This window comes from Streptomyces omiyaensis, assembly GCF_014650895.1.
GTDB lineage: Bacteria > Actinomycetota > Actinomycetes > Streptomycetales > Streptomycetaceae > Streptomyces > Streptomyces omiyaensis.
Window position 1 is genome coordinate 276,423 of sequence record NZ_BMVV01000001.1, and the last position, 24,353, is coordinate 300,775.

23 protein-coding genes are annotated in these 24,353 nt (G+C 74.5%); 15 read left to right on the plus strand and 8 right to left on the minus strand.

All coding sequences use genetic code 11. The annotated features are described in order from the left end of the window. Entirely contained in the window at window positions 1–2,202 is a 2,202-nt protein-coding gene (locus IE287_RS01300) for a bifunctional serine/threonine-protein kinase/ABC transporter substrate-binding protein (RefSeq protein ID WP_189846985.1), read from the plus strand. Window positions 2,203–2,249: 47 nt separating this feature from the next. Here IE287_RS01300 and IE287_RS01305 read toward each other — a convergent pair whose 3' ends face one another. From IE287_RS01305 to IE287_RS01325, 5 genes are all read right to left on the minus strand, one after another. Beyond that, window positions 2,250–3,314: a 2-oxoacid:ferredoxin oxidoreductase subunit beta gene (locus tag IE287_RS01305; RefSeq protein ID WP_189846986.1), complete on the minus strand. Its 1,065-nt coding sequence runs from the start codon at window positions 3,312–3,314 to the stop codon at window positions 2,250–2,252. Then, complete coding sequence (locus tag IE287_RS01310) at window positions 3,307–5,244, minus strand: 2-oxoacid:acceptor oxidoreductase subunit alpha (RefSeq protein WP_229883221.1); 1,938 nt, start codon at window positions 5,242–5,244, stop codon at window positions 3,307–3,309. Before IE287_RS01310 ends, IE287_RS01305 begins: the two co-directional genes overlap by 8 nt. A 256-nt stretch (window positions 5,245–5,500) precedes the next feature. Next, window positions 5,501–6,160 carry a response regulator transcription factor gene (locus tag IE287_RS01315; protein ID WP_308436845.1) on the minus strand — a complete coding sequence of 220 codons (660 nt, stop codon included), beginning with the start codon at window positions 6,158–6,160 and terminating at the stop codon, window positions 5,501–5,503. A 138-nt stretch (window positions 6,161–6,298) separates the two neighbouring features. Beyond that, window positions 6,299–7,585 (minus strand): sensor histidine kinase, encoded by a 1,287-nt coding sequence (locus IE287_RS01320; RefSeq protein ID WP_189846987.1) that lies wholly within the window; start codon window positions 7,583–7,585, stop codon window positions 6,299–6,301. Between the two features lie 204 nt (window positions 7,586–7,789). Beyond that, on the minus strand, window positions 7,790–8,974 hold the full coding sequence (locus tag IE287_RS01325) for a sensor histidine kinase (RefSeq protein ID WP_189846988.1): 1,185 nt from the start codon (window positions 8,972–8,974) through the stop codon (window positions 7,790–7,792). Window positions 8,975–9,129: 155 nt separating this feature from the next. Between IE287_RS01325 and IE287_RS01330 the strand changes: the two genes are divergently transcribed. The 14 genes from IE287_RS01330 (at window position 9,130) to IE287_RS01395 (ending at window position 21,999) form a co-directional block, all read left to right on the plus strand. After that, window positions 9,130–9,522, plus strand: coding sequence for an NADH-quinone oxidoreductase subunit A (locus tag IE287_RS01330; protein ID WP_030498740.1), 393 nt, complete (start codon window positions 9,130–9,132; stop codon window positions 9,520–9,522). After that, window positions 9,513–10,106 carry an NADH-quinone oxidoreductase subunit B gene (locus IE287_RS01335; protein WP_189846989.1) on the plus strand — a complete coding sequence of 198 codons (594 nt, stop codon included), beginning with the start codon at window positions 9,513–9,515 and terminating at the stop codon, window positions 10,104–10,106. Before IE287_RS01330 ends, IE287_RS01335 begins: the two co-directional genes overlap by 10 nt. Then, complete coding sequence (locus IE287_RS01340; protein WP_189846990.1) at window positions 10,103–11,464, plus strand: NADH-quinone oxidoreductase subunit C; 1,362 nt, start codon at window positions 10,103–10,105, stop codon at window positions 11,462–11,464. The genes IE287_RS01335 and IE287_RS01340 overlap by 4 nt, the downstream gene beginning before the upstream one ends. Beyond that, the gene (locus tag IE287_RS01345; protein ID WP_189846991.1) at window positions 11,461–12,429 is read left to right on the plus strand and encodes a complex I subunit 1/NuoH family protein; all 969 of its coding nucleotides are present in this window, start codon (window positions 11,461–11,463) and stop codon (window positions 12,427–12,429) included. Before IE287_RS01340 ends, IE287_RS01345 begins: the two co-directional genes overlap by 4 nt. Then, entirely contained in the window at window positions 12,430–12,990 is a 561-nt protein-coding gene (locus tag IE287_RS01350; RefSeq protein ID WP_189846992.1) for a NuoI/complex I 23 kDa subunit family protein, read from the plus strand. Then, entirely contained in the window at window positions 12,987–13,544 is a 558-nt protein-coding gene (locus IE287_RS01355; protein ID WP_189846993.1) for an NADH-quinone oxidoreductase subunit J family protein, read from the plus strand. Before IE287_RS01350 ends, IE287_RS01355 begins: the two co-directional genes overlap by 4 nt. Continuing rightward, entirely contained in the window at window positions 13,544–13,930 is a 387-nt protein-coding gene (gene nuoK, locus IE287_RS01360; protein ID WP_189846994.1) for an NADH-quinone oxidoreductase subunit NuoK, read from the plus strand. Before IE287_RS01355 ends, nuoK begins: the two co-directional genes overlap by 1 nt. Continuing rightward, complete coding sequence (locus IE287_RS01365; protein WP_189846995.1) at window positions 13,927–15,906, plus strand: NADH-quinone oxidoreductase subunit 5 family protein; 1,980 nt, start codon at window positions 13,927–13,929, stop codon at window positions 15,904–15,906. The genes nuoK and IE287_RS01365 overlap by 4 nt, the downstream gene beginning before the upstream one ends. Window positions 15,907–15,909: 3 nt before the next feature. Next, window positions 15,910–17,487 carry a complex I subunit 4 family protein gene (locus IE287_RS01370; protein ID WP_189846996.1) on the plus strand — a complete coding sequence of 526 codons (1,578 nt, stop codon included), beginning with the start codon at window positions 15,910–15,912 and terminating at the stop codon, window positions 17,485–17,487. Then, window positions 17,484–19,010, plus strand: a complete 1,527-nt coding sequence (locus IE287_RS01375) for an NADH-quinone oxidoreductase subunit N (RefSeq protein ID WP_229883223.1) — start codon at window positions 17,484–17,486, stop codon at window positions 19,008–19,010. Before IE287_RS01370 ends, IE287_RS01375 begins: the two co-directional genes overlap by 4 nt. Window positions 19,011–19,051: 41 nt before the next feature. Further along, a complete protein-coding gene (locus IE287_RS01380) occupies window positions 19,052–19,528 on the plus strand; it encodes an MscL family protein (protein ID WP_189846997.1) in 477 nt (158 codons plus the stop codon). 155 nt (window positions 19,529–19,683) lie between these two features. Continuing rightward, complete coding sequence (gene htpX / locus IE287_RS01385) at window positions 19,684–20,547, plus strand: zinc metalloprotease HtpX (RefSeq protein ID WP_189846998.1); 864 nt, start codon at window positions 19,684–19,686, stop codon at window positions 20,545–20,547. Beyond that, window positions 20,544–20,972 carry a YccF domain-containing protein gene (locus tag IE287_RS01390; protein WP_189846999.1) on the plus strand — a complete coding sequence of 143 codons (429 nt, stop codon included), beginning with the start codon at window positions 20,544–20,546 and terminating at the stop codon, window positions 20,970–20,972. Before htpX ends, IE287_RS01390 begins: the two co-directional genes overlap by 4 nt. A 13-nt stretch (window positions 20,973–20,985) precedes the next feature. Then, the gene (locus tag IE287_RS01395; RefSeq protein ID WP_189847000.1) at window positions 20,986–21,999 is read left to right on the plus strand and encodes a barstar family protein; all 1,014 of its coding nucleotides are present in this window, start codon (window positions 20,986–20,988) and stop codon (window positions 21,997–21,999) included. Here the strand turns inward: IE287_RS01395 and IE287_RS01400 are convergent. The 3 genes from IE287_RS01400 to IE287_RS01410 are packed head-to-tail and all read right to left on the minus strand — an operon-like array spanning window position 21,965 to window position 24,329. Further along, entirely contained in the window at window positions 21,965–23,203 is a 1,239-nt protein-coding gene (locus IE287_RS01400; protein WP_189847001.1) for an APC family permease, read from the minus strand. The two genes, IE287_RS01395 and IE287_RS01400, sit on opposite strands and share 35 nt — an antisense overlap. Continuing rightward, entirely contained in the window at window positions 23,200–23,826 is a 627-nt protein-coding gene (locus tag IE287_RS01405; RefSeq protein WP_189847002.1) for an alpha-ketoglutarate-dependent dioxygenase AlkB family protein, read from the minus strand. The genes IE287_RS01400 and IE287_RS01405 overlap by 4 nt, the downstream gene beginning before the upstream one ends. Beyond that, window positions 23,823–24,329, minus strand: coding sequence for a methylated-DNA--[protein]-cysteine S-methyltransferase (locus IE287_RS01410; RefSeq protein ID WP_189847003.1), 507 nt, complete (start codon window positions 24,327–24,329; stop codon window positions 23,823–23,825). Before IE287_RS01410 ends, IE287_RS01405 begins: the two co-directional genes overlap by 4 nt. Window positions 24,330–24,353 lie beyond the last annotated feature (24 nt).

Genomic DNA, 24,353 nt, shown 5'->3' on the forward strand with positions numbered 1-24,353 from the left:
GTGCGTCCGCTCCACCGGTCCGACCCGTCCGCCGTCGCCGGCCACCGCCTCCTCGGACGGCTCGGCTCCGGCGGCATGGGCGTCGTCTACCTGGCCCGCACCCCCGGCGGCGGGCTCGCCGCGGTCAAGGTGATCCGCGCCGAGCACGCCGCCGACCCCGCCTTCCGCGAGCGCTTCCGCCGCGAGGCCCGCACCGCCGAGCGGATCACCGGCCGCTGGGTCGTCCGGGTCCTCGGCTCCGACCCGGAGGCCCGCGAACCCTGGCTCGCCACCGAGTACGTCCCCGGGCCCTCGCTCGCCGAGGCCGTCGCCCTCCACGGCCCCCTCCCCGAGGCGGCCGTCCGCGCCTTCGGCGCCCGGCTCGCCGACGCCCTCACCGGCCTCCACGCGGCCGGGCTCGTCCACCGGGACGTCAAACCCGCCAACGTCCTCCTCGCCCTCGACGGCCCCCGGCTCATCGACTTCGGCATCGCCCGCACCGCCGGGGCGACCGCGCTCACCGCCACCGACGCCATGATCGGCACCCCCGGCTACCTCGCCCCCGAGCAGGCCAGGGCGGCCGGGGCGGGCGAAGTCGGCCCGCCCGCCGACGTGTTCGCGCTCGGCTGCGTCCTCGCGTACGTCCTCACCGGCGAACGCCCCTTCGGCACCGGCACGGTGGCGTCGGTCGTCTACCGCACCGTCCACGAGGAGCCCGAACTCGGCGCCGTACCGGCCCCGCTGAGACCGCTGATCGAGGCCTGCCTCGCCAAGGACCCGGCCGCCCGGCCCACCGCCGAGGCCGTCCGGGACGCGCTCGGCGGCACCGGCGGACCGGCCGGCGAGCTCCTGCCGGCGGGGCTGCCCGCCCTCATCGCCGAACGCTCCGCCCGCGTCCTCGACCTGCCCGTCCCGGAGCCGACGGCGCTGGTCCCCGCCGAACCCCCGGGCGGGCCGTCCCGTCGCCGGCTGATCGTCGGCGGCTCCGCGGCCCTCGTCACCGGCGTCGGCGGTCTCGCCGCCTGGCTCGCCACCCGCCCCACCGGCAGCGGCGCCACCCCCGGCACCGGCCCGGCCGGCACCCGCGCCACCTACGCGATCGGCGTCCGGACCGACCTCAGCGGCCCCCGCAAGGCCGACGGCCGCGCCCAGGAGCGGGGCGCCCGGCTCGCCGTCGAGCAGTTCAACGCCCGCCCCGACCGCCCCTTCGACCTCGCCGTCCGGGTCCGCGACGACGCCGGCGACCCGGGCCGGGCCGTCGCCGCCACCGAGGCGCTCGCCGCCGACCGCTCCGTCGTCGCCGTCCTCGGCCCCACGACGGAGCGGACGGTCCTCGCCGCCCTCCCGGTCCACCGCCGCACCGGGCTCCTCTGCGCCGCCGTCGCGACCGGCCTCGACCAGGGGCAGCTCGCCCAGGCCCTGACGGGCACCGCCTACTTCGAGATGCGGCCCATCGGCACCACGCTCCAGCTCGCCTTCTCCACCGCCGGACTCGCCCGCGGCCTCACCCGCTTCGCGGTCCTGGAGGACCAGGCGAGCGGCCGGTTCTCCTGGTACATGGGCAACGACGCGGAGACGACGCTCGGCCAGGCCGGCGTCACCGTCACCCGCCGGCCCGTCGCCGCCGACAGCGAGGACTTCGCCGCCGCCGTCCGGCCCCTCCTCGCCGCCGGCGCCGACGCCCTCCTCTACGCGGGGACGTCGCCGCGCCGCGCCGGACTCTGCGCCCGGGCGCTCGCCGGGGAGGGCTTCGACGGGCTGTGCGGGGGCATCGAGCCCCTCCTGGAGCGGGAGTTCCTCACCACCGCCGGGCCCGCGGCCGAAGGCTGGTTCATCGGCACCAGCTACGCCGACCCGGACGTCGTCCCGGCCGCCAGGCCCTTCGCCGCCGCCTACCGCAAACGCTGGGGCGTGCCCGCCGCGACCCCCGTCGAGCGGTACGCGGCCGAGGCGTACGACACCGTGCACATCATCGCCGGTGCCGTCGGCGCCCTGCTGGAGGACCGGCTCGCGGTCCAGCGCGACGGTGTCGCCCGCCGCATCGCCGAGGGCACGCACACCGGCGTGACGAAGAAGTACGGCTTCGACTCGACGCGCAACTTCCGTTTCTTCGACGAGGTGTTCGCGTACCGCGTCGAGAAGGGCGTCCCGCGCTGCCTCGGGCGGTCCCTGGAGGTCAACGAGGCGGAGAGGAAGCGCCGCCAGGCATCCCCGGAGGACTGAGGGGCGCGGCCGTCGCCGGGCGCGCCCCTCCGTGTCCGGCGGACCCGTCAGCCGACCACCGTCCACGTGTCGTTGCCCGCGAGGAGGCGGCCCAGGTCGCCCTCGCCCTGCTGGGCGACGGCGCGGTCGAGCTGGTCGGCCATCAGGGTGTCGTACACCGGTCGCCCGACCGAGCGGAGGACGCCGATCGGGGTGCGGTGGAGGGTGTCGGGGTCGGCGAGCCGGGAGAGCGCGAACGCGGTCGTCGGCGAGGCGGCGTGCGCGTCGTGGACGAGGATCCGGGACTCGTTCTCCGGCGTGACGGTGACGACCTCCAGGTCGCCGGTGGCCGGGTCGCGGACGACGCCCTTGTCGAGGCCGGTGCCGAAGCGGATCGGCTGCCCGTGCTCCAGGCGGATGACCGCCTCCTGGGCCCGGTCCTTGTCCTTGAGGGCCTCGAAGGCGCCGTCGTTGAAGATGTTGCAGTTCTGGTAGATCTCCACCAGCGCGGTGCCGTCGTGGTCGGCGGCCTGCCGCAGCACCTCGGTGAGGTGCTTGCGGTCGGAGTCGACCGTGCGGGCGACGAAGGTGGCCTCCGCGCCGAGGGCGAGCGACACCGGGTTGAAGGGGGCGTCGAGGGAGCCCATCGGGGTCGACTTGGTGATCTTGCCGACCTCGGAGGTGGGGGAGTACTGCCCCTTGGTGAGGCCGTAGATCCGGTTGTTGAAGAGCAGGATCTTGAGGTTGACGTTCCTGCGCAGCGCGTGGATCAGGTGGTTGCCGCCGATGGACAGCGCGTCGCCGTCGCCGGTGACGACCCAGACGGACAGGTCGCGGCGGGAGGTCGCCAGGCCGGTGGCGATGGCCGGGGCGCGTCCGTGGATGGAGTGCATCCCGTAGGTGTTCATGTAGTACGGGAAGCGGGAGGAGCAGCCGATGCCGGAGACGAAGACGATGTTCTCCTTCGCCAGGCCCAGCTCGGGCATGAAGCCCTGGACGGCGGCGAGGACGGCGTAGTCGCCGCAGCCGGGGCACCAGCGGACCTCCTGGTCGGACTTGAAGTCCTTCATGGACTGCCCGGCCTGGGCCCGGGGGACCAGGTGCAGGAGCGAGTCGGTGCGCGGCTCAGGCATCGATGGCCTCCTTGAGGGCGGCGGCGAGCTGCTCGGCCTTGAACGGCATGCCGTTGACCTGGGTGTGGCTGCGGGCGTCCACGAGGTACTTCGCCCGGACGAGGGTGGCGAGCTGGCCGAGGTTCATCTCGGGGATGACGACCTTCTCGTACCGCGCCAGGACCTCGCCGAGGTTCTTCGGGAAGGGGTTGAGGTGGCGGAGGTGTGCCTGGGCGATGGGGCCGCCCTCGCGGCGGATGCGGCGCACGGCGGCGGTGATCGGGCCGTACGTGGAACCCCAGCCGAGGACCAGGGTGGAGGCGCCGTCGGGGTCGTCGACCTCGACGGCGGGGACCTCGATGCCGTCGACCTTCGCCTGGCGGGTGCGGACCATGAGCTCGTGGTTGGCGGGATCGTACGAGATGTTGCCGGTGCCGTCCTGCTTCTCGATGCCGCCGATCCGGTGCTCCAGGCCGGGCGTGCCGGGGACGGCCCAGGGGCGGGCCAGGGTCTCCGGGTCGCGCTTGTAGGGCCAGAAGACCTCGGTGCCGTCGGCCTGGGTGTGGTTCGGGCCGGTGGCGAAGGCGGTCCGCAGGTCGGGCAGGTCGGCGACCTCGGGGATCCGCCAGGGCTCGGAGCCGTTGGCCAGGTACCCGTCGGACAGCAGGAAGACCGGGGTCCGGTAGGTCAGGGCGATCCGGGCGGCCTCCAGGGCCGCGTCGAAGCAGTCGGCCGGGGTCTTCGGGGCGACGATCGGGACCGGGGCCTCGCCGTTGCGCCCGTACATCGCCTGGAGCAGGTCGGCCTGCTCCGTCTTGGTCGGCAGGCCCGTCGACGGGCCGCCGCGCTGGATGTCGACGATCAGCAGCGGCAGCTCCAGGGAGACCGCGAGGCCGATCGTCTCCGACTTCAGGGCCACGCCGGGGCCGGAGGTCGTCGTCACGGCGAGGGAGCCGCCGAAGGCGGCGCCGAGCGCGGCGCCGATGCCGGCGATCTCGTCCTCGGCCTGGAAGGTGCGGACGCCGAAGTTCTTGTGCCGGCTGAGCTCGTGCAGGATGTCCGAGGCCGGGGTGATGGGGTACGACCCCAGGTAGAGCGGCAGCGCCGCCTGCTTCGAGGCGGCGACGAGCCCGTAGGAGAGGGCCAGGTTCCCGGAGATGTTGCGGTAGGTGCCGGTGGGGAAGGCGCGGGTCGCGGGGGCGATCTCGTAGGAGACCGCGAAGTCCTCGGTGGTCTCGCCGAAGTTCCAGCCGGCCCGGAAGGCCGCCACGTTCGCCTCGGCGATCTGCGGCTTCTTGGCGAACTTGGACCGCAGGAAGGCCTCGGTGCCCTCGGTCGGCCGGTGGTACATCCAGGACAGCAGTCCGAGCGCGAACATGTTCTTGCTCCGCTCGGCCTCCTTCCGGGAGAGGCCGAACTCCTTCAGCGCCTCGACGGTCAGCGTCGTCAGCGGCACCGGATGCACCCGGTAGCCGTCGAGCGAGCCGTCCTCCAGCGGGCTCTGCGCGTACCCGACCTTCGCCATCGCCCGCTTGGCGAACTCGTCGGTGTTGACGATGATCTCGCCGCCGCGCGGCACGTCGCCGATGTTCGCCTTCAGGGCGGCCGGGTTCATCGCGACCAGCACGTTCGGCGCGTCGCCCGGGGTCAGGATGTCGTGGTCGGCGAAGTGCAGCTGGAAGGAGGAGACGCCGGGCAGCGTCCCGGCGGGAGCCCGGATCTCGGCCGGGAAGTTCGGCAGCGTCGACAGGTCGTTCCCGAAGGACGCCGTCTCCGAGGTGAAGCGGTCACCCGTGAGCTGCATGCCGTCACCGGAGTCCCCCGCGAACCGGATGATCACCCGGTCCAGCCGTCGGACTTCCTTCTCGGTGCCCCGGTGGGCCTCCGCCGGGGCGCTGCGCTGCTCCCCGAGCAGGGCCTCACCGGCCTCGCTACTGACCTGGCTGGTCACTTACTGGACCTCCCTAGCGGCAAGCGGGACTCTGGGCCCACCCTACGACGGTGAGGTGGGCCTTCCCGGGACTTCTCACATGACGGGCCCCTTTTTGAGACGCCCTTTCGTGCTGCATTGTCCTGTTCTGCGGCTACCCGGATTGCTCCGGAACGCCGCATTCCGCCTCGTTCTTCCGTCCTGGGTCCCCCGGGGCCCCGGACGCCCCTGTCTGACAGAGTGTCAGATGATCGGGGCTCCGGGCCGGGGAACCGGCTCAGGACCTCAGGTACGTCAGCACCGCCAGCACCCGGCGGTGGTCGCCGTCGCTCGGCGAGAGGCCCAGCTTCAGGAAGATGTTGCCGATGTGCTTCTCCACCGCGCCGTCGCTCACCACCAGCTGCTTCGCGATCGCCGAGTTCGTCCGGCCCTCGGCCATCAGACCGAGGACCTCCCGCTCCCGCGGCGTCAGGTGCGCCAGCACGTCCTGCTGACGGCTCCGCCCCAGCAGCTGCTGCACCACCTCCGGGTCCAGGGCCGTACCGCCCCCGGCCACCCGGACCACGGCCTCGGTGAACTCGCGCACCTCGGCCACCCGGTCCTTCAGCAGGTACCCCACGCCCCGCGTGGAACCGGCCAGCAGTTCGGTGGCGTACTGCTCCTCCACGTACTGCGACAGCACCAGCACCCCGAGCCCCGGATGCTCCGCGCGCAGCCGCACCGCCGCCCGCACCCCCTCGTCCGTGTGGGTCGGAGGCATCCGCACGTCCGCCACCACCACGTCCGGCAGCGCGCCCGCCTCCGCGAGCTCCGCCACCGTCTTCACCAGCGCCTCGCCGTCCCCGACGCCCGCGACGACCTCGTGCCCCCGGTCCGTCAGCAGCCTCGTCAGGCCCTCGCGCAACAGCACCGAATCCTCGGCGATGACCACCCGCACCCGGTCCGCCACCTCTCCCACGCCCACGTCCGACGCCCCCTGTCCCCGCGCCGCTCCCCGCGCCGCCGCTCGCGCGGCCCGGTCGGCGCCGCTTGATCAGCATCGCAGGAAAGACCCCGCCGGGGACACCGGGCGATTTCAGGCGCGCCAGGGCAGCTCCGCCGTCACCGTCGTCGGACCGCCCTCCGGCGAATCCACCGCCAGCACCCCGTCCACCGCCCGCAGCCGCTCCGCCAGCCCCGCGAGCCCCCGCCCGCGCGCCGGATCCGCGCCGCCGACGCCGTCGTCCCGCACCTGGAGCATCAGCCGGCCCTCCGACCGCCACACGTCCACCGACGCCCGCCGCGCCCCGGCGTGCCGCGTCACGTTCCCCAGCAGCTCCGTGACCGTGACGTACGCCAGGCCCTCGATCGCCGCCACCGGCCGCCCCGGCAGCTCCACCGTCACCGACACCGGCACCGCGCACCGCGCCGCCACCGCCGACAGCGCCGCGTCGAGCCCCCGGTCGGTCAGCACCGCCGGGTGGATGCCCCGCGCCAGCTCCCGCAGCTCCCGCAGCGCCAGCTTCACCTCGCCGTGCGCCTCGTCCACCAGCACCGCCGCCGCCTCCGGGTCCCGCGCCAGCGTCTCCTTCGCCAGCCCCAGGTCCATCGCCAGCGACGCGAGCCGCGCCTGCGGCCCGTCGTGCAGGTCCCGCTCGATCCGCCGCAGGTCGGCCGCCGCCGTGTCCACGGCCACGCCCCGGTCCGACTCCAGCTCCGTCACCCGCTCCGCGAGCCGCCCCGGCCCGAGCAGCCCCGCCACCAGCACCCGGTCCACCGCCGCCAGGCCCCGCACCACCTGCGCCCACGCCAGCACCATCAGCAGCCCGACCCCGCACGCCACGCCCACCTCGAAGGGCGAGTCGACGTACAGGGCCCGGTTCCCGTCCCCGTACAGCTGGATCCCGTCCTGGCTCAGGTACGCCGGGAAGACCCACCGCCACAGCGGGTACGTGAACAGGCCCCAGCCGGCCGAGAAGACCGTCAGCGACACGCAGAACGAGAACACCGCCCACGGGAAGTGCACCAGCGCGTACAGCAGGTGCCGCCACGAGGCCCCGCTCCGCAGCATCGCCGCCATCCACGAGAACGGCCCGCCGGTCCGCCCCCGCACCGGCTCGGGCGCCGCCACGTCCGCCCCGAGCAGCCCCCGCACCCGGGCCCGCTCCACCGCCCCGAACCCCCGGCACACCACCAGCGCCGCCGCCAGCACCGGCACCCCCAGGAAGGTGATCAGCAGCCCGACGCCGGTGGAGGTCAGCGCCACCGCGAGGGAGAAGGCGGCCACGCTCAGCGGCAGCCCCACCAGGGTGAAGAGGAACGCCCGCCAGGTCCGCCCCTCGAAGGGGGCCCGGAGCGCGGCGGGGACGGGGCTCGAAGCCATGAGGACGTCCTTCTCTGTACGGGGGAGGTCTCTGTACGGGTCCCTCCACGGAAGGCCTCCGGACGGGAGGCCCCCGGGCGGGGAGGGCCGCGAGGGCCCTTCCCGGGGACGACTCCAGGGTTCCGTCCGGGACCCCCTCGCCGCCATGAGGCGGGTCGGCGTCTCCCGAGGGGGGTTATCCCCACCACCGGGACGCCGGGGCGGTCAGCCCCGCCGCCCCCGCCACGGCAGCTCCGCCGTCACCGTCGTCGGACCGCCCGCCGGCGAATCCACCACCAGCACCCCGTCCACCGCCCCCAGCCGCTCCGCCAGACCGGCCAGCCCCGTGCCCGGGCCGTCCGTCCGCGCGCCCCCGACGCCGTCGTCCCGCACCTGGAGCAGCAGCCGGTCCTTCGCCCGCCACACCTCCACCGAGACCGCACGCGCGCGGGCGTGCTTGGACACGTTCTGCAGCAGCTCGGAGACGGTGAAGTACGCGATCCCCTCGATCGCCTCCGCGGGCCGCTCCGCCAGGTCCACCGTCACCGTCGCCGGCACCGTGCACCGCCCCGCCAGCGAGGACAGCGCCGCCCCGAGCCCCCGGTCGGTCAGCACCGCCGGGTGGATGCCCCGCGCCAGGTCCCGCAGCTCCTGGAGGGCCAGCTTCACCTCGCCGTGCGCCTCCGCGACCATCGCCGCGGCCGCGTCCGGGTCCTCGTGCAGCTTCTCCTTCGCCAGGCCGAGCCCCATCGCGAGCGCCACGAGGCGCGCCTGCGCCCCGTCGTGCAGGTCCCGCTCGATCCGCCGCAGGTCGGCCGCCGCCGTGTCCACGACCACGCCCCGGTCCGACTCCAGCTCGGCGATCCGCCGCTCCAGCTCGTCCGAGGGCGAGAGCAGCCCCCGCACCATGCCCCGGTCCGCCGCCGCCAGGCCCCGCGCGATGAACGGCAGCACCGGCCACAGCGCCACCAGCGACACCAGGGTCACCGAGAAGGTCACCACCCCCCACGGCAGCCGGATCAGCCCGTACAGCTGGGTCCGCCACGCCACCGGGTCCTTCAGCCGCGCCCACAGCCACGGCAGGGCCCCGCCGGTCCGCGGCAGCGGCGACGGCTCGGCCACGTCCGCGTCCAGCAGCCCGCGCGCCCGGGCCCGCTCGGACCGGCCGATCCCCCGCGCCCCCGCCAGGCCCGCCGCGAGCAGCGGCAGACCGATCACGGTGACCGACAGGCCGACCCCGACGACCACGGACGTCACGGCGTAGACGAAGCCCACGAGGGCGGTGGGCAGGTTCAGGAGGAGGAAGGAGATCTCCTTCCAGGTCTCCTTCCCGTACGCGGTCCGCCGCCGCGCGGGCGCGTGCCCGGCCGCGACGGCGGGGGAAGGAGTGCTCGGGTGATCAGCGGTCATGCCCCCAGCCTGCCGTCCTGCGGCCCCTCCGGGCCATGGGGGAGGTGGGTGTCGGCCAGGGGGGATAACCCCACCCGCACCTGCTTACGCTCCTTTTAGCAGGGCCTAGACTCGCGTGCGTGAAAACGGCGGCGAGGGACTGAGGGGCGGCGGACGTGCGGGAACCGACCGTAATCGCGGCGGACTACTTCGATACGTACTCGGTCGTCGGCCTGCTCGCCGTCGTCGGCGTGCTCTTCGTCGCGGTCGCCTTCGGCGCCGGACGGCTGCTCCGGCCCGTCGTGCCGACCCCGGAGAAACTGCTCACCTACGAGTGCGGCGTCGACCCCGTGGGAGAGGGCTGGGCCCACACCCAGGTCCGCTACTACGTCTACGCCTTCCTCTACGTGATCTTCGCCGTCGACTCGATCTTCCTCTTCCCGTGGGCGACGGTCTTCGCCGCGCCCGGCTACGGCGCCACCACCCTCGTCGAGATGTTCGTCTTCCTCGGCTTCCTGGCCGTCGGGCTGCTCTACGCCTACAAGAAGGGCGTCCTGGCATGGACGTAACACCCGCGGGGGGCGCCGTGCCCCTGCCCGCGCCGAAGCTGGGGACGCTCTCCCGCCTGGCCCCCGAACCCATGAAGGTGGTCCTGAACTGGGGCCGCCGCTACAGCCTCTGGGTCTTCAACTTCGGGCTCGCCTGCTGCGCGATCGAGTTCATCGCCGCGTCCATGGCCCGCCACGACTTCATCCGGCTCGGCGTGATCCCCTTCGCGCCCGGCCCCCGCCAGGCCGACCTGATGATCGTCTCCGGCACGGTGACGGACAAGATGGCCCCGGCGGTGAAGCGGCTCTACGAGCAGATGCCCGAGCCGAAGTACGTCATCTCCTTCGGCGCCTGCTCGAACTGCGGCGGCCCCTACTGGGACTCGTACTCCGTCACCAAGGGCGTCGACCAGATCATCCCGGTCGACGTGTACGTCCCCGGCTGCCCGCCCCGCCCCGAAGCGCTCCTCCAGGGCATCCTCAAGCTCCAGGAGAAGATCGCCCGGGAGAACCTCGGCGAGCGGTACGGCGCGACGGCACCGGCCTCGGTGTCCCAGCTCACCAGCCCCCTGGTGACCCCGCCGCCCGGAGGCGACGCCCGGTGAACCGCTACGACTCCCTTCCCGAGGCCGTGACGGACCTGTTCGGCGACGAGGCGGCGGCGGAGCGGGCGTACGACCTGCTGACCGTCGACGTCCCCGCCGCGGACTGGCTCGACGCGCTGCGGACCGCCCGGGACGAGCTGGGCTGCACCTACTTCGACTGGCTGAGCGCGGTGGACGAGCCGGGCACGGGCTTCCGCGTCTGCGCGCACGTCGTCGCCGTCGGGGACGGCGCCCCCCGCCGCCTCCTGCTCCGCACCACCGTGCCCCACACGGCCCCCGCCCTCCCCACCGCCATCGGCGTGTACGCGGGCGCGGCCTGGCACGAGCGCGAGACCCACGAGATGTTCGGCGTCGTCTTCGAGGGCCACCCGAACCTCACCCCGCTGCTCCTCCCCGAGAACTTCGAGGGCCACCCGCTCCGCAAGGACTTCGTCCTCGCCGCCCGCGTCGCCAAGGCCTGGCCGGGCGCGAAGGAGCCGGGCGAGTCCCACGACGGCGGCCCCAAGCGCCGCCAGATGCTCCCGCCGGGCGTCCCCGACCCCAACGAGTGGGGCCCCCTCAAGGGCCAGCTCCCCCCGGCCCCCGAACGCCCCGCGCGGGGCGCCGCCGCCGACCGGCCCCGCCGCGCCCGCACGGCCGCGGACGGTTCGGCAGGCCAGGACGCCCCGCCCCGCCGCGCCCGCACCACCGCGGAGGGCTCCGCGAGCCAGGACGCCCCGGCGGCCCCGCCCCGCCGCGCCCGCTCCGCGTCCCAGGGCTCGGCGAGCCAGACCCCTCCGGCGCCCCCCGGGACCACAGCGGTCCCGGGCACCCCGGAGACCCCGGGCGCCCCCGAGACCCCGGAGGCCGCGACGGCACCCGGCCCCCAGGACGCTCCCGGGACCCCGGCGGCCCCGGAGGCCGGAGCACCCCCGGCCCGCCGTACGCGCTCCGCGTCCCAGGGCTCCGCGAGCCAGACGGCCCCGGCCGCTCCGCGCCGCTCGCGCTCCGCGTCCCAGGGCTCGGCGAGCCAGGAGACGGAGCGGGCGGCGCAGGCCCCCGCGCCGCCCCCGCGCACCCGCGGCTCGGACGCCCCCTGGCACCACGCCCGCCCGGCCTTCGACGACACCCCGCCACCGCCCGCACCGGACGCGAGCCCCGCGACCGGGTCCGCACCGGACGCGCAGCCCGCGGTCGAGCCCGCACCGGACGCGAGGCCCGCGGCGGAGCCCGTACCGGTGGACGGGCCCCCGGCCGAGCCGGCCCCGGCCCCCGATCCCGCCGCGGGCGAGCCCGATCCCGCCGACGCCGGTCCCGACGCCGGTCCCGACACCCACCCCCACCCCGACCCCGACCCCGCCGGAGGCGATCCCGCGTGAACGACGCACTCGACGTCGCCGTCCGGCTGCTGCTCGTCTTCGCCGCGTTCCTCGTGCTGCCGCTCGTCGTCGGGCAGACCGAGCACAAGGTGATGGCCCACATGCAGGGGCGGCTCGGGCCCATGTACGCCGGCGGCTTCCACGGCTGGGCGCAGCTCGTCGCTGACGGCGTGAAGTTCGCGCAGAAGGAGGACGTGGTCCCGAAGGACGCCGACCGGCGGGTCTTCCAGCTCGCGCCGGCCGTCGCCCTCCTCCCGTACCTGCTCGTCCTCGTCGCGATCCCCGTCGGCCCCGGCGACGGCGCCGTCGGCGCGCTCGTCGACGCCGGCATCTTCTTCGTGCTCGCCGTCATGGGCGTCGGCGTGCTCGGCAGCCTGATGGCCGGCTGGGCGTCCGCGAACAAGTTCTCGCTCCTCGGCGGCCTCCGCACCGCCGCCCAGCTGCTCGCCTACGAGCTGCCGATGCTGCTGGCCGCCGCGTCCGTCGCGATGGCCGCCGGCACGGTCTCCCTCACCGGCGTCCTCGACGCCTTCGCGTGGTGGTGGGTGCCGTGGCAGATCGTCGGCGCGCTCGTCTTCTTCGTCGCCGGCCTCGCCGAGCTCCAGCGACCGCCGTTCGACATGCCGGTCGCCGACTCGGAGATCATCTTCGGCGCGTACACCGAGTACACCGGCCTCCGCTTCGCGCTCTTCCTGCTCGCCGAGTACGCCGGCATCGTCGTCCTCTGCGGCCTCACCACCGTCCTCTTCCTCGGCGGCTGGCACGGCCCCTGGGGGGCCGACGGGCTCGGCTGGCTCTGGACCCTGCTGAAGACGGCGGTCCTGGCCTTCGTCGTCATCTGGCTGCGGGTCTCCTACCCGCGCCTGCGCGAGGACCAGCTCCAGAAGCTGGCCTGGACGACCCTCGTCCCGCTCGCCCTGGCGCAGATCGCGCTCACCGGCATCGTGAAGGTGGCGATCAGCTAAATGTCCCCGAACATCCCCGGCTCCGGCCTCGCCAAGGGCCTCGCCGTCACCCTCCGCACCATGACGCGCAGGTCCGTCACCGCCCAGTACCCGGACGCGCAGCCCGAGCTGCCGCCCCGCTCGCGCGGGGTGATCGCGCTCTTCGAGGAGAACTGCACGGTCTGCATGCTGTGCGCCCGCGAGTGCCCCGACTGGTGCATCTACATCGACTCCCACAAGGAGACCGTCCCGGCCGCCGCCCCCGGCGGCCGCGAGCGCAGCCGGAACGTCCTCGACCGCTTCGCCATCGACTTCTCCCTCTGCATGTACTGCGGGATCTGCATCGAGGTGTGCCCCTTCGACGCCCTCTTCTGGTCGCCGGAGTTCGAGTACGCGGAGACCGACATCCAGGAGCTCACCCACGAGCGGGACAAACTCCGCGAGTGGATGTGGACCGTCCCCGAGCCGCCCGCGCTCGACCCGGCGGCCGAGGAGCCCAAGGAGATCGCCGCCGCCCGCAAGGCCGCCGAGAAGGCCGCCGCCCAGGCCGCCGCGGCACGGCAGCAGGAGGGCCCCCAGTGATCCTCGCCGCCGCCCAGACCAATCCCGGCTTCCTCTCGCCCTCCGGCGTCGGGGTCGCCTTCCTCCTCGTCGGCCTCGTCACCCTCGGCGCCGCGATCGTCTCCGTCACCACCAAGCAGCTCGTGCACGCCGCGCTCTGGCTCGTGGTCGCCCTCGGCGGCCTCGCCGTCGAGTACCTCCTGCTGACCGCCGAGTTCATCGCCTGGGTCCAGGTCCTGATCTACGTCGGCTCGGTCGTCGTCCTCCTCCTCTTCGGGCTCATGCTCACCAAGGCCCCCATCGGGCGCTCCCCGGACGCCGACTCGGCCAACCGGCCGGTCGCCCTCGCGGTCGCCCTCGCCGCCGCCGCGGCGCTGGTCTGGGTGGTCGTCGACGCCTTCAGCACGACCTGGATCAAGCTGGACGGACCCGCGCAGGGTTCCACCGGGGTGACCGGCGAGATCCTCTTCCGGCACTGGGTGCTGCCCTTCGAGGCGCTCTCCGTGCTGCTGCTCGCCGCCCTGGTCGGCGCCATCGTCCTGTCCCGCAAGAAGCCGGAAGGGGAGCGGGACTGATGCACCTCGCCTACCCCGCCGTCCTCGCCGCGCTCCTCTTCTGCGTCGGCCTGTACGGCGTCCTCGCCCGCCGCAACGCGATCCTGGTCCTGATGTCGGTCGAGCTGATGCTCAACGCCGTCAACCTGAACCTGGTCGCCTTCGACGTCTGGCTCCGCGACGCCCTCCACGCCGGCCAGGCCCTCACCCTCTTCACCATCGCCATCGCCGCCGCCGAGATCGGCATCGGCCTCGCGATCGTCCTGATGGTCCACCGCAACCGGGGCACCTCCGACGTCGACCGCCTCCGCGACACGGCCGAGCCCCGCCAGGGCGCCGGCGCCCCCGACGAGAGCACCGACAGCACCGGGGAGCACCCCGGCGAGAAGGCCGAGGCCGCCGCGTGACCACCACGACCCTCGCCGTCCTCGTCCCCCTCCTGCCCCTCCTCGGCGCCGTCGCCGGCCTCGCCGTCGGCCGCGCCGCGCCCGGCTTCGTCCGGCCGCTCGCCGTGCTGCCGACCCTGGCCGCCGCCGCCCTCGCCGTCGTCGTCGCCGTCCGCCAGGGCGGGAACACGGTGATCGACGCGGCCACCGAGCTCACCCCGACCGGCTCCGTCCCGATCAGCCTGGGCCTCCACATCGACGGCTTCGCCGCCCTCGTGGCCGTCCTCGTCGGGGTCGTCGCGAGCTGCGTGCAGATCTACTCGACCGGCTACCTCCGCGAGGACCCGCGCTACCCCTCGTACGCGGCCCTCGTCTCCCTCTTCACCGCCGCGATGCTCCTCGTCGTCTACTCCGGCGACCTGATGGTGCTCCTGGTCGGCTGGGAGGTCATGGGCATCTGCTCGTACTTCCTCGTCGGGCACTACTGGGAGACCCCCGAGGCGCGCTCCGCCTCCCTGAAGGCCTTCCTCGTCACCAAGCTCGGCGACGTCCCCTTCCTCTTCGGGCTCTTCGCCCTCGCCACCGACGCCGGCACCTTCCGCATCGACGGCATCCTCTCCACCGTCGCGAGCGGCGGCCTCGACCACCCCACCGTCGTGGCGCTGCTGCTGCTCGCCGGCGTCGCCGGGAAGTCCGCGCAGTTCCCGCTGCACACCTGGCTCCCCGACGCCATGGCGGGCCCGACGCCGGTCTCCGCGCTCATCCACGCGGCCACCATGGTCGCCGCCGGCATCTACTTCGTCGCCCGGCTCCTCCCGGTCTTCGCCGCCTCCGCCGCCGCGATGACCGTGCTCGCCGTGATGGCCGCGATCACCATGGTCGGCTCGGCGCTCGCCGCGCTCGCCCAGGACGACATCAAGCGGGTCCTCGCCTACTCGACGATCGGCCAGCTCGGCTACATGGCCGGCGCGCTCGCCGTCGGCGACCGGGGCGCCGCCGTCTTCCACCTCCTGTCGCACGCCGCCTTCAAGGCGCTGCTCTTCCTCGCCGCCGGCGCGGTCATCCACGCCGCCGGCACCAACTCGCTCACCGCGATGTCCCGGATGAGCGGCCTGGCGAAGCGGATCCCCGACGCGTACTGGACGATGACCGTCGCCCTCCTCGCACTCGCCGCGATCCCGCCCTTCGCCGGCTTCTTCTCCAAGGAGGCCGTCCTGGTCGCCGCCGAGCACACGGCGCTCGGCGACCGGAGCCCCGCCCCCGCCGGGGCGGGCTGGACCGTCCTCGTGGCGGGCCTGCTGACGGCCCTCCTCACCGCCGCGTACGCGCTCCGCCTCTGGCTGCGCACCTTCCGCGGGCGGGGCGCCGAGGCGCCGGACCACGGACGCCAGCCGATCGCGATGACGGCGGTCCTGTGGGTCCTGGCCGTCCCCTCTCTCGGCTTCGGCCTGAGCGCCGCCCTCCTCGACGACTGGTTCGACGGCGAGGCGCTCACCCCCACCCTCACCACCGCCGTCCTCGGCACCGGACTCGCCGTCGCCGGCGGCGCCGTCACGTACGCCGTGTGGCGCACCCTCGCCGCCCGGGCCGTACCGCTCGCCGGGATCCCGCACGTCCCCCACCCGGACGCCGACGCCGGCCTGGTCGAGGCCGAGGCGCTGCGCCTGCCGCACCCCGCCGAGGACCCGGCCGACCCCGGCCGCGCCCTCCTCGGCCCGCTGCACGGCCCGGCGGCCGACGGCTTCCACCTGGACGCCCTCTACCGGAAGGCCTTCGTCCGCCCCGTGCTCGCCGCCGCCTCCCTGGTCCGCTTCCTGGACCGCGAGGTCGTCGACACCTACGTGCGCGGCGCCGCCGGGACCGCCAAGGGCCTCGGGTGGCTCGTCCGCCGCGCCCAGACCGGCAACGTGCAGACCTACCTCAGCGCCCTGCTCGCCGGCTCCGTCGTCCTGGCGATCGCCGCCGTCGCCGTCGCCAACGCCTTCGCCGGAGCGTGAGCCGTGATCGATATCAGCGAAACCGTGATGCAGTTCCTCCTCGCGTTCCTCGTCGTCGCGCCGCTCCTCGGCGCCGCCGCCGCGCTCCCGCCCGCCCCGCCCGGGCTGCGCGGGAAGTCGCCCGAACAGGCCGTGCTCCGCCACGGCGTCACCGTCACCGGCGTGATCCTGCTCGCCGCGATCGCCCTCGCCCTGGGCTTCGACCACGACCGGCCGTCGCGGATGCAGGCCACCACGGACATCGCCTGGATCAAGGCGCTGGACGTGCGGATCCACCTCGGGGTCGACGGCATCTCGCTGCCCCTCCTGGTGCTGACGGCGCTGCTGGCCTTCCTCTGCGCGCTGTACTCCTTCTTCAAGCCGCCCGCCGGCCCGTCGCCGAAGGCCTTCGTCGCGCTGCTCCTCCTCCTGGAGGCCGGCACGCTCGCCACCTTCGCCGTCCTCGACCTGGTCCTCTTCTTCCTCGCCTTCGAGACGGTCCTCGTCCCCATGTACTTCCTCATCGCCCGCTGGGGCGGCGAGGGCCGGCGGGCCGCCGCCGGGAAGTTCATCCTCTACACGCTGCTCGGCTCCGTGGTCATGCTGCTCGGCCTGCTCCTCATCGGGATAAAGGCCGGCACCTTCGACATGGTGGAGCTCGCCGCCGCCGACGGCCGCGGCCTCACCACCTCGGTGCAGGTCACCGCCGTCCTCGCGATCGGCCTCGGACTCGCCGTGAAGACCCCGATGTGGCCCCTGCACTCCTGGCTGCCGGACGCCCACACCGCCGCCCCCACGGTCGGCTCGGTCCTCCTCGCCGGCGTGCTCCTGAAGATGGGCACGTACGGCTTCGTGCGCATCGCGCTGCCCGTCGCCCCCGACGGCATGCACACCCTCGCCCCCTACCTGGCCGCCTTCGCCGCCGCGGGGATCGTCTACGGCTCCCTCGCCTGCCTCGCCCTCGCGCGGCCCGGCGCCAAGGGCGACCTGAAGCGGCTCATCGCCTACTCCTCCGTCGGCCACATGGGCTTCGTCCTCCTCGGCATCGCCACCCTGACCCCCACCGGGGTCAACGGCGCCCTCTTCGCCAACATCGCCCACGGCCTCATCACCGGCCTCCTGTTCTTCCTCGTCGGCGCCCTGAAGGACCGGTACGGCACCGCCGACCTCGACACCCTCGCCGGGGCCACCGGCGCCGCCCTCTACGGCCGCGCCCCCCGCCTCGGCGCCCTCCTCGCCTTCGCCGCCGTCGCCTCCCTCGGCCTCCCCGGCCTGGCCGGCTTCTGGGGCGAGATGCTCGCCCTCTTCGCCGCCTTCGACCCGGCCGAGGGGCTGAACCGGGCCGCGTACCTCGTCTTCATGGCCCTCGGCGGCCTCGGCACCCTGCTCACCGCCGCGTACCTGCTGATCGTGGTCCGCCGGGTCTGCATGGGCGGCCCCCGCCCGGCCGGCGAACCCGAGCTCGCCGACGTCCAGCCGTACGAGCTGGCCGCCTGGACCCCGCTCGTCGCCCTCACCGTCCTCGCCGGACTCTGGCCCGCGGCCCTCCTCGGCCTCACCGACCCGGCCGTCCAGCAGCTCCTCGCGGGAGGCACCCAGTGACGTCCGCCGCCACCTCGCTCGTCCAGTCCGTCGACTGGCAGGCGATCGCTCCCCCGACCCTCACCGCCCTGGTCGCGCTCGGCGTCCTCGTCGCCGACCTCTTCGTCCCCGCCGTGCGCAAGCAGCTCCTCGGCTGGATCTCGATCGCCGGCCTCGCCGCCGCCCTCGTGCTCCTCCTGCCGCTGCGCGCCGGCGACCGCGCCACCTTCTGCCTCACCCCGGGCGCCCGGGCCGACGCCCACGCCCAGACCGCCGGGTGCAGCTACACCGCCGACCACTTCACCCTGGTCATCCAGCTCCTCGTGCTCGGCGGCGCGCTCCTCACCGCGCTGCTCTCGCTGCCCGCCACGCGCGCGAAGCTCCCGGCCGGCGAGTACTGGTTCCTGCTGCTCTCCTCCGCCGCCGGCGCCGCCCTGCTGCCGGCCTCGCGCGACCTCGCCACCCTCGTCGTCGCCCTGGAGGTCGCCTCGCTGCCGGCCTTCGCGCTCGTCGGCCTCAAGCGCGGCGACCGGCGCTCCAGCGAGGCCGCCCTCAAGTTCTTCCTCTCCTCGGTGACCGCCACCGCCGTCACCCTGCTGGGTGCGAGCTTCGTCTACGCGACCACCGGCACCCTCCACCTCGCCGAGATCGCCGCCCGCCTCGACGAGGTCCCCGGCCGCTTCCAGACCCTCACCGAGGCCGGCGTGGCGCTCACCCTCGTCGGCTTCGCCTTCAAGCTCGCCGCCGTCCCCTTCCACTTCTGGGTCCCCGACACCTACAGCGGCGCCCCGCTGCCCGTCGCCGCCTACCTGTCCGTGGTCGGCAAGGCCGTCGGCTTCACCGGGCTCATCCTGGTGACGGTCGTCGCCTTCCCCTCGTACTCCGACGTCTGGGGCCCCGCCCTCGCCGTCCTCGCCGCCCTCACCATGACCGCGGGCAACGTCGCCGCCCTCCGCCAGGACCCCGCGCGCGCGGGCAGCGCGGTCCGGCTGCTCGCCTGGTCCTCCGTGGCCCAGGCCGGCTACCTCCTGGTCCCGATAGCGGCCGCCGCGTACTCCAGCGACGACCAGGTCGGCGCCACCGTCGCGTACGCCCTCATGTACGCCGTCGTGAACCTCGGCGCCTTCGCGGTCGTCGCCCTCGTCGCCCGCACCCACCCGGGCAAGCGGATCGCCGACCACGCCGGGCTCTACGCCACCAGCCCCGCCGCCGCCCTCGCGCTCGCCTTCTTCCTCCTGAATCTGGCCGGTTTGCCCCCGGGTATCATCGGCCTCTTCGCCAAGGTGACCGTGTTCTCGTCGGCCGTCGACGCGGGCCTCGGCTGGCTGGCCGTCGTCATGGGCGCCAACGTCGTCATCGGCCTCGCGTACTACCTGCGGTGGACGGCCCTGCTGTTCCGCACGCCCGGTGACGCGATCCCCGCCGAGCCGCGGCGGGCCCCCGCGCCCGTCACCCTGGCGATCGTGCTGACCGCCGCCGCCGGAGCCGTCCTGTCGGGATACCCGCAGTTCGCCCTCCGCTTCGCGACGACCGGCCTGTTCTGACCGCACCCCCCACAGAAGAACCACTGAGGAGCGCACCCCCCGTGCTGAACGGATTCAAGGACTTCATACTTCGCGGGAACGTCGTCTCGATGGCCATCGGCCTGGCCGTCGGCTCGGCGTTCACGGCCGTCGTCACGGGCTTCAGCAAGGCGTTCATCACCCCGCTCATCGGCCTCGCCACCGGCTCCGTCGGCGACTTCAGCGAGGCGAGGTTCAGCGTCGGGAAGACCGTCTTCCCCTACGGCCTGGCCATCGCCGCCACCATCGCCTTCGCCATCACCGCCCTGGTCCTCTACTTCCTCTTCGTCGTCCCCATGGCGAAGGTCCAGGAGCGGTTCGCCAAGGAGGAGGCCCTCGACCCCAAGTCGGAGAAGCGCGACTGCCCCCGCTGCTACGCCGAGATCCCGGCCATCGCCTCCCGCTGCGCCCACTGCACCAGCGAGGTCGAGCCGGTCTCCGACGCCCTCCTCAAGGCGGGCCTCGCCCCCGGCGCCGACAAGGTCCCCGCCGCCCGCTGAACCCGGAGGGATTCACCCGAACGGCGCAACACGCCCCCGGTGCGGCCGGGGGAACCGCAGCCTCTCGCCTGGCGTTGACCAGTACGTGAGGGTCCACTGGACGCGTGGACCACGAAGCAAAGGGTTCCCCTGCCGCACCACTTGGAGGGCGTACCGTGCACCGCCGGCACAACGGGCTGAGGACCGCCGTACTCCTCGGAGGGCTCTCGGCCCTCATCATCGTCATCGGCAGCTTCTTCGGCCGTACGGGCCTGATCGTCGGACTCGTCGTCGCGATCGGCACCAACGCGTACGCGTACTGGAACAGCGACAAACTGGCGCTGCGGGCCATGCGCGCCCGCCCCGTCAGCGAATTCGAGGCCCCCGCCCTCTACCGGATGGTGCGGGAGCTCTCCACGCAGGCCCGCCAGCCCATGCCGCGCCTCTACATCTCGCCGACCCAGGCGCCCAACGCCTTCGCCACCGGACGCAACCCGCGCAACGCGGCCGTCTGCTGCACCGAGGGCATCCTCGCGATCCTCGACGAGCGCGAGCTCCGCGGCGTCATCGGCCACGAGCTGAGCCACGTCTACAACCGGGACATCCTCATCTCCTCGGTCGCCGGAGCACTCGCCTCCGTCGTCATGTTCCTGGTCAACTTCGCCTGGCTCATCCCCGTCGGCCGCTCCAACGACGACGACGGCCCCGGCCTCCTCGGCTACCTGTTCATCGTCATCCTCGGCCCCGTCGCCGCCTCCATCATCCAGCTCGCCATCTCCCGCTCCCGGGAGTACGAGGCCGACGCCTCCGGCGCCCAGCTCACCGGCGACCCGCTCGCCCTCGCCAGCGCCCTCAGGAAGCTCGAAGCCGGCACCAAGCAGCTCCCGCTGCCGCCCGAGCCGCGGATCGAGACCGCGAGCCACATGATGATCGCGAACCCCTTCAGGCCCGGCCAGGGGCTCTCCAAGATGTTCTCGACCCACCCGCCCATGGCCGAGCGGATCGCTCGCCTCGAAGAGATGGCAGGTCGCCGCCCGTGAAGACCGTCCTCAACGTCATATGGCTCGTCCTCTCCGGCTTCTGGCTGTTCCTCGGCTACCTCGCCGCCGGCGTGCTCCTGTGCATCACGATCATCGGCATCCCCTTCGGCCTCGCCGCCTTCCGGATCGGCCTCTACGCCCTCTGGCCCTTCGGCCGCACCGTCGTCGACAAGCCCGGAGCGGGCGCCGCCTCCTGCGTCGGCAACGTCCTCTGGCTGATCCTCGCCGGCTGGTGGCTCGCCATCGGCCACATCGTCACCGGCGTGCTCCTGTGCCTCACGATCATCGGCATCCCCCTCGGCATCGCGAACTTCAAGCTCATCCCCGTCTCGCTGCTGCCGCTCGGCAAGGACATCGTCCCCACCGAGCAGGCGTACGGCGGGGGGACCCACCAGGGACAGCCGTACGGCCGCCAGGGCTTCTGAGGCCGGCCGCGCCGTGCGGAACCCGCGCTACGCCCTGCTCTCCGGCCGCCACGTCCTGGCCCTCTGCCACGACGTCGACGGCCTCTACGGCCACCCCGCCCCCCGCCCCCGGCTCCGCCACGAGCTGCGCGGCTGCACCCCGCGCGGCGAGCTCGCCCGGGCCGTCACCCAGGCGATCGTCGAGGGCACCGCCCCCCTCGGCCCGCTCGACGTCGAGACCCCCGACGGCCCCTGGCGCTTCGACGCCGTGCGCGTCCTCGGCGCCCGCGGCGACGTCGTCACCATCGAGGCGGACGGCCCGCCGCGCCGCTCCCGCGCCGCCGCCGGCGCGACCCCGTGCGCCCACCTCATCCCGCTCCCCGGCACGCCCCCGCCCCCCACCGAGGTCACCTTCCTCGGCTGCTCCCCGCGCGGTGCCCTCCGCGACGCGCTCGCCGGCGGCGCCACGGACTTCGAGGAGGTCCGCTACCAGGTCCTCCGCAGCGGCGGGAACCTCCACCACGAGGGCGAGGCCGGCCGCGTCACCTCCTGGGACCCCGCCCGCGGCCACCACGGCCTCCTGGACCTCACCGTGGCCTTCCCCCGCACCGGCCTGATACCGCCGCAGACCCGCGAGGTCTGGGAGCTCTTCCACAGCCGCCGGTCACCCGCCGGGCCCGGCACCTGGCGCCGCTTCACCGGGGCCGCCCGAGCGGCGTGGCGGCGCGAGGCCGCCCTCCGCTCCTCCGGACTGCCCGGACCCGTCCCCGGCGCCACCTACGCCCTCGACGGCCGGGGGATCACCGACGAGGACGCCCTCGTCTGCGCCGTCACCGAGGCCGTCCACGGCCCCGGCCTGGCCTACCCCTTCGACGACCCGCACGCCCTCGGCGGGGAACTCTCCGGCTGCACCCTCGTCTGGCACCACTCCGACGTGGCCCGCGCCTGCCTCGGCGTCACCCCGCTCCTCGCCGTCCGCCGCCCCGCCACCTTCCAGGAGTGGGTCGACGGCCTCAGGGCCGAGGGCGTCCGGGTCGTCCTCGACTGACCGCGTACGCCACCACGCCGGCCGCCAGGACCCCCGTCCCGGCCAGCACCGAGCCCAGCGGCAGCGCGCCCGCCAGCACCGCGCAGCCGGCCAGCCCCACCACCGCGAGCGGCCGGTCCCGCCGGCCCAGCGTCCACGCCGAGGCGTTGGCGACCGCGTAGTAGACGAGGACGCCGAAGGAAGAGAAGCCGATCGCGTCCCGCACGTCCGCCGTCGCCGCCACAACGGCCACCACCGCGCCCACCGCGAGCTCGGCCCGGTGCGGCACCCCGGAGCGCGGGTGCACCGCGGCCAGCCCGCCGGGCAGGTACCCGTCCCGGGCCATCGCCAGCGTCGTCCGGGACACCCCCAGGATCAGCGAGAGCAGCGCGCCGAGCGCCGCCGCCGCCGCTCCGGCGGTCACCGCCGGCACCAGCCAGGAGGCGTCCGCGGCCCGGACGGCGTCGGCGAGCGGGGCGGTGGAGCGGGCCAGCGCGAGCGGCCCCAGGGCGAGCAGGACCGCCACCGCCACCAGCGCGTACACACCGAGCGCGAGGCCCAGCGCGAGCGGCACCGCCCGGGGGATCGTGCGGGCCGGATCCCGCACCTCCTCGCCGAGCGTGGCGATCCGCGCGTACCCCGCGAACGCGAAGAAGAGCAAACCGGAGGCCTGGAGCACCCCGCCCGCCGAGACCTCCCCGCCGAGCCCGAACCGGCCGTCGGGAGCGCCCGCGAAGGAGGCCGTGACCACCGCGGCGAGCACCGCCAGGACCCCCGCCACGATCACCCGCGCCAGCAGCGCCGACTTCTGGACGCCCCCGTAGTTGACGGCCGTCAGGGCGACCACCGCGGCCACCGCCGCGGCGTGGGCGTGGTCCGGCCACAGATAGGCGCCGGCGGTCAGCGCCATCGCCGCGCAGGAGGCCGTCTTGCCCACCACGAAGGCCCAGCCCGCCAGGTGCCCCCAGAAGGGACCCAGGCGTTCGCGACCGTACACGTAGGTGCCGCCGGACTCCGGGTACAGCGCCGCCAGCCGGGCCGAGGCCATCGCGTTGCAGTACGCCACCACGGCGGCGAGTCCCAGGGCCGTCAGCAGCGCGGCCGAACTCCCGGCCGCGCCCGCCGCCGGGGCGAGGGCGGCGAAGATCCCGGCGCCGACCATGGCGCCGAGCCCGATGACGACGGCGTCGGGGACGCCGAGGGACCGGCGCAGTGGTGCGGTCACGGTCGACCTGTCTCCCGCAGAGTGATGTTGAGCCGCCCGGCCAGCCCGAGCGACGGGTCGGCCGTCCCAGGAAACACCCTCGGCACGCCGTGGTACACCCACCGCGACTCCCCGCCGAAGACGAACAGGTCCCCCGAACCCAGCTCCACATCGTGCCAGGGCCGCCCCCGTCCCCCGGAGTTGCCCAGCCGGAAGAGGCAGGTGTCACCGAGGCTCAGCGACACCACGGGCGCCCCGGACCGTTCCTCCCGGTCCTGGTGCATGCCCATCCGGGCGCCGTCGCCGTAGAAGTTCACCAGCGCGGTGTCCGGCGCGAAGCCGCCGTCGTCCCCGTACGCCTCGGCCACCGCCTCCCGGCCCAACGCGACCAGCCAGTCCGGCAGTCCGACGGCGACGGAGTCGAGGTAGCGGTACGGCACCCACTGCCGCCCCAGGCAGAGCGACCGCACCGACATCACGCCCCCGCCGGGCAGCACCGTCTGCCGGTACGTCAGCGGACCGCGCCCGAACTCCCGGCAGGCCGCGACCAGTTCCCGCTGCCGGTCGAGCGGCAGCCACCCCGGCACGTGCACCGCCCCGGGCGCGACCTCGGCCCGCTCGCGCGGGAACAGCCCCTCGGTCACGCGAGGGCTCCCTCCAGGTCCAGCAGCGACCGCTTGCGCTCCGGGCCGGCCGCGTACCCCCGCAGACTCCCGTCCGCGCCGATCACCCGGTGGCAGGGCCGCACCACGAGCAGCGGATTGCGCCCGATCGCCGTCCCCACCGCCCGCACCCCGGCCCCGCCGGCCCCGACCCGCCGTCCGATCTCCCCGTAGCTGACGGTCGTCCCGTACGGGATCTCCTCCAGGGCCGTCCAGACCCGCCGCTGGAACTCCGTCCCGGCGTCCGCGGCCAGCGGCACCTCGAACCGCTCCCGCCGCCCGCCGAAGTACTCCTCCAGCTGCGCCACGACCCCGGCGAAGGCCGCCTGGTCGCGGACCCAGCCGTCCCCGACCGCCACGGCCCCCTTCTGCCCGGGCAGCGAGAGCGACCGCAGCACGGCACGGCCCCCCGTCGAGACCTGCCCGGTCAGCAGCATCTCGCCCAGGGGGCCGTCGGCGTACGCGTACACGGTGATGTCGTCCATGCCTCCAGTGTGCGAGGCCCGCCG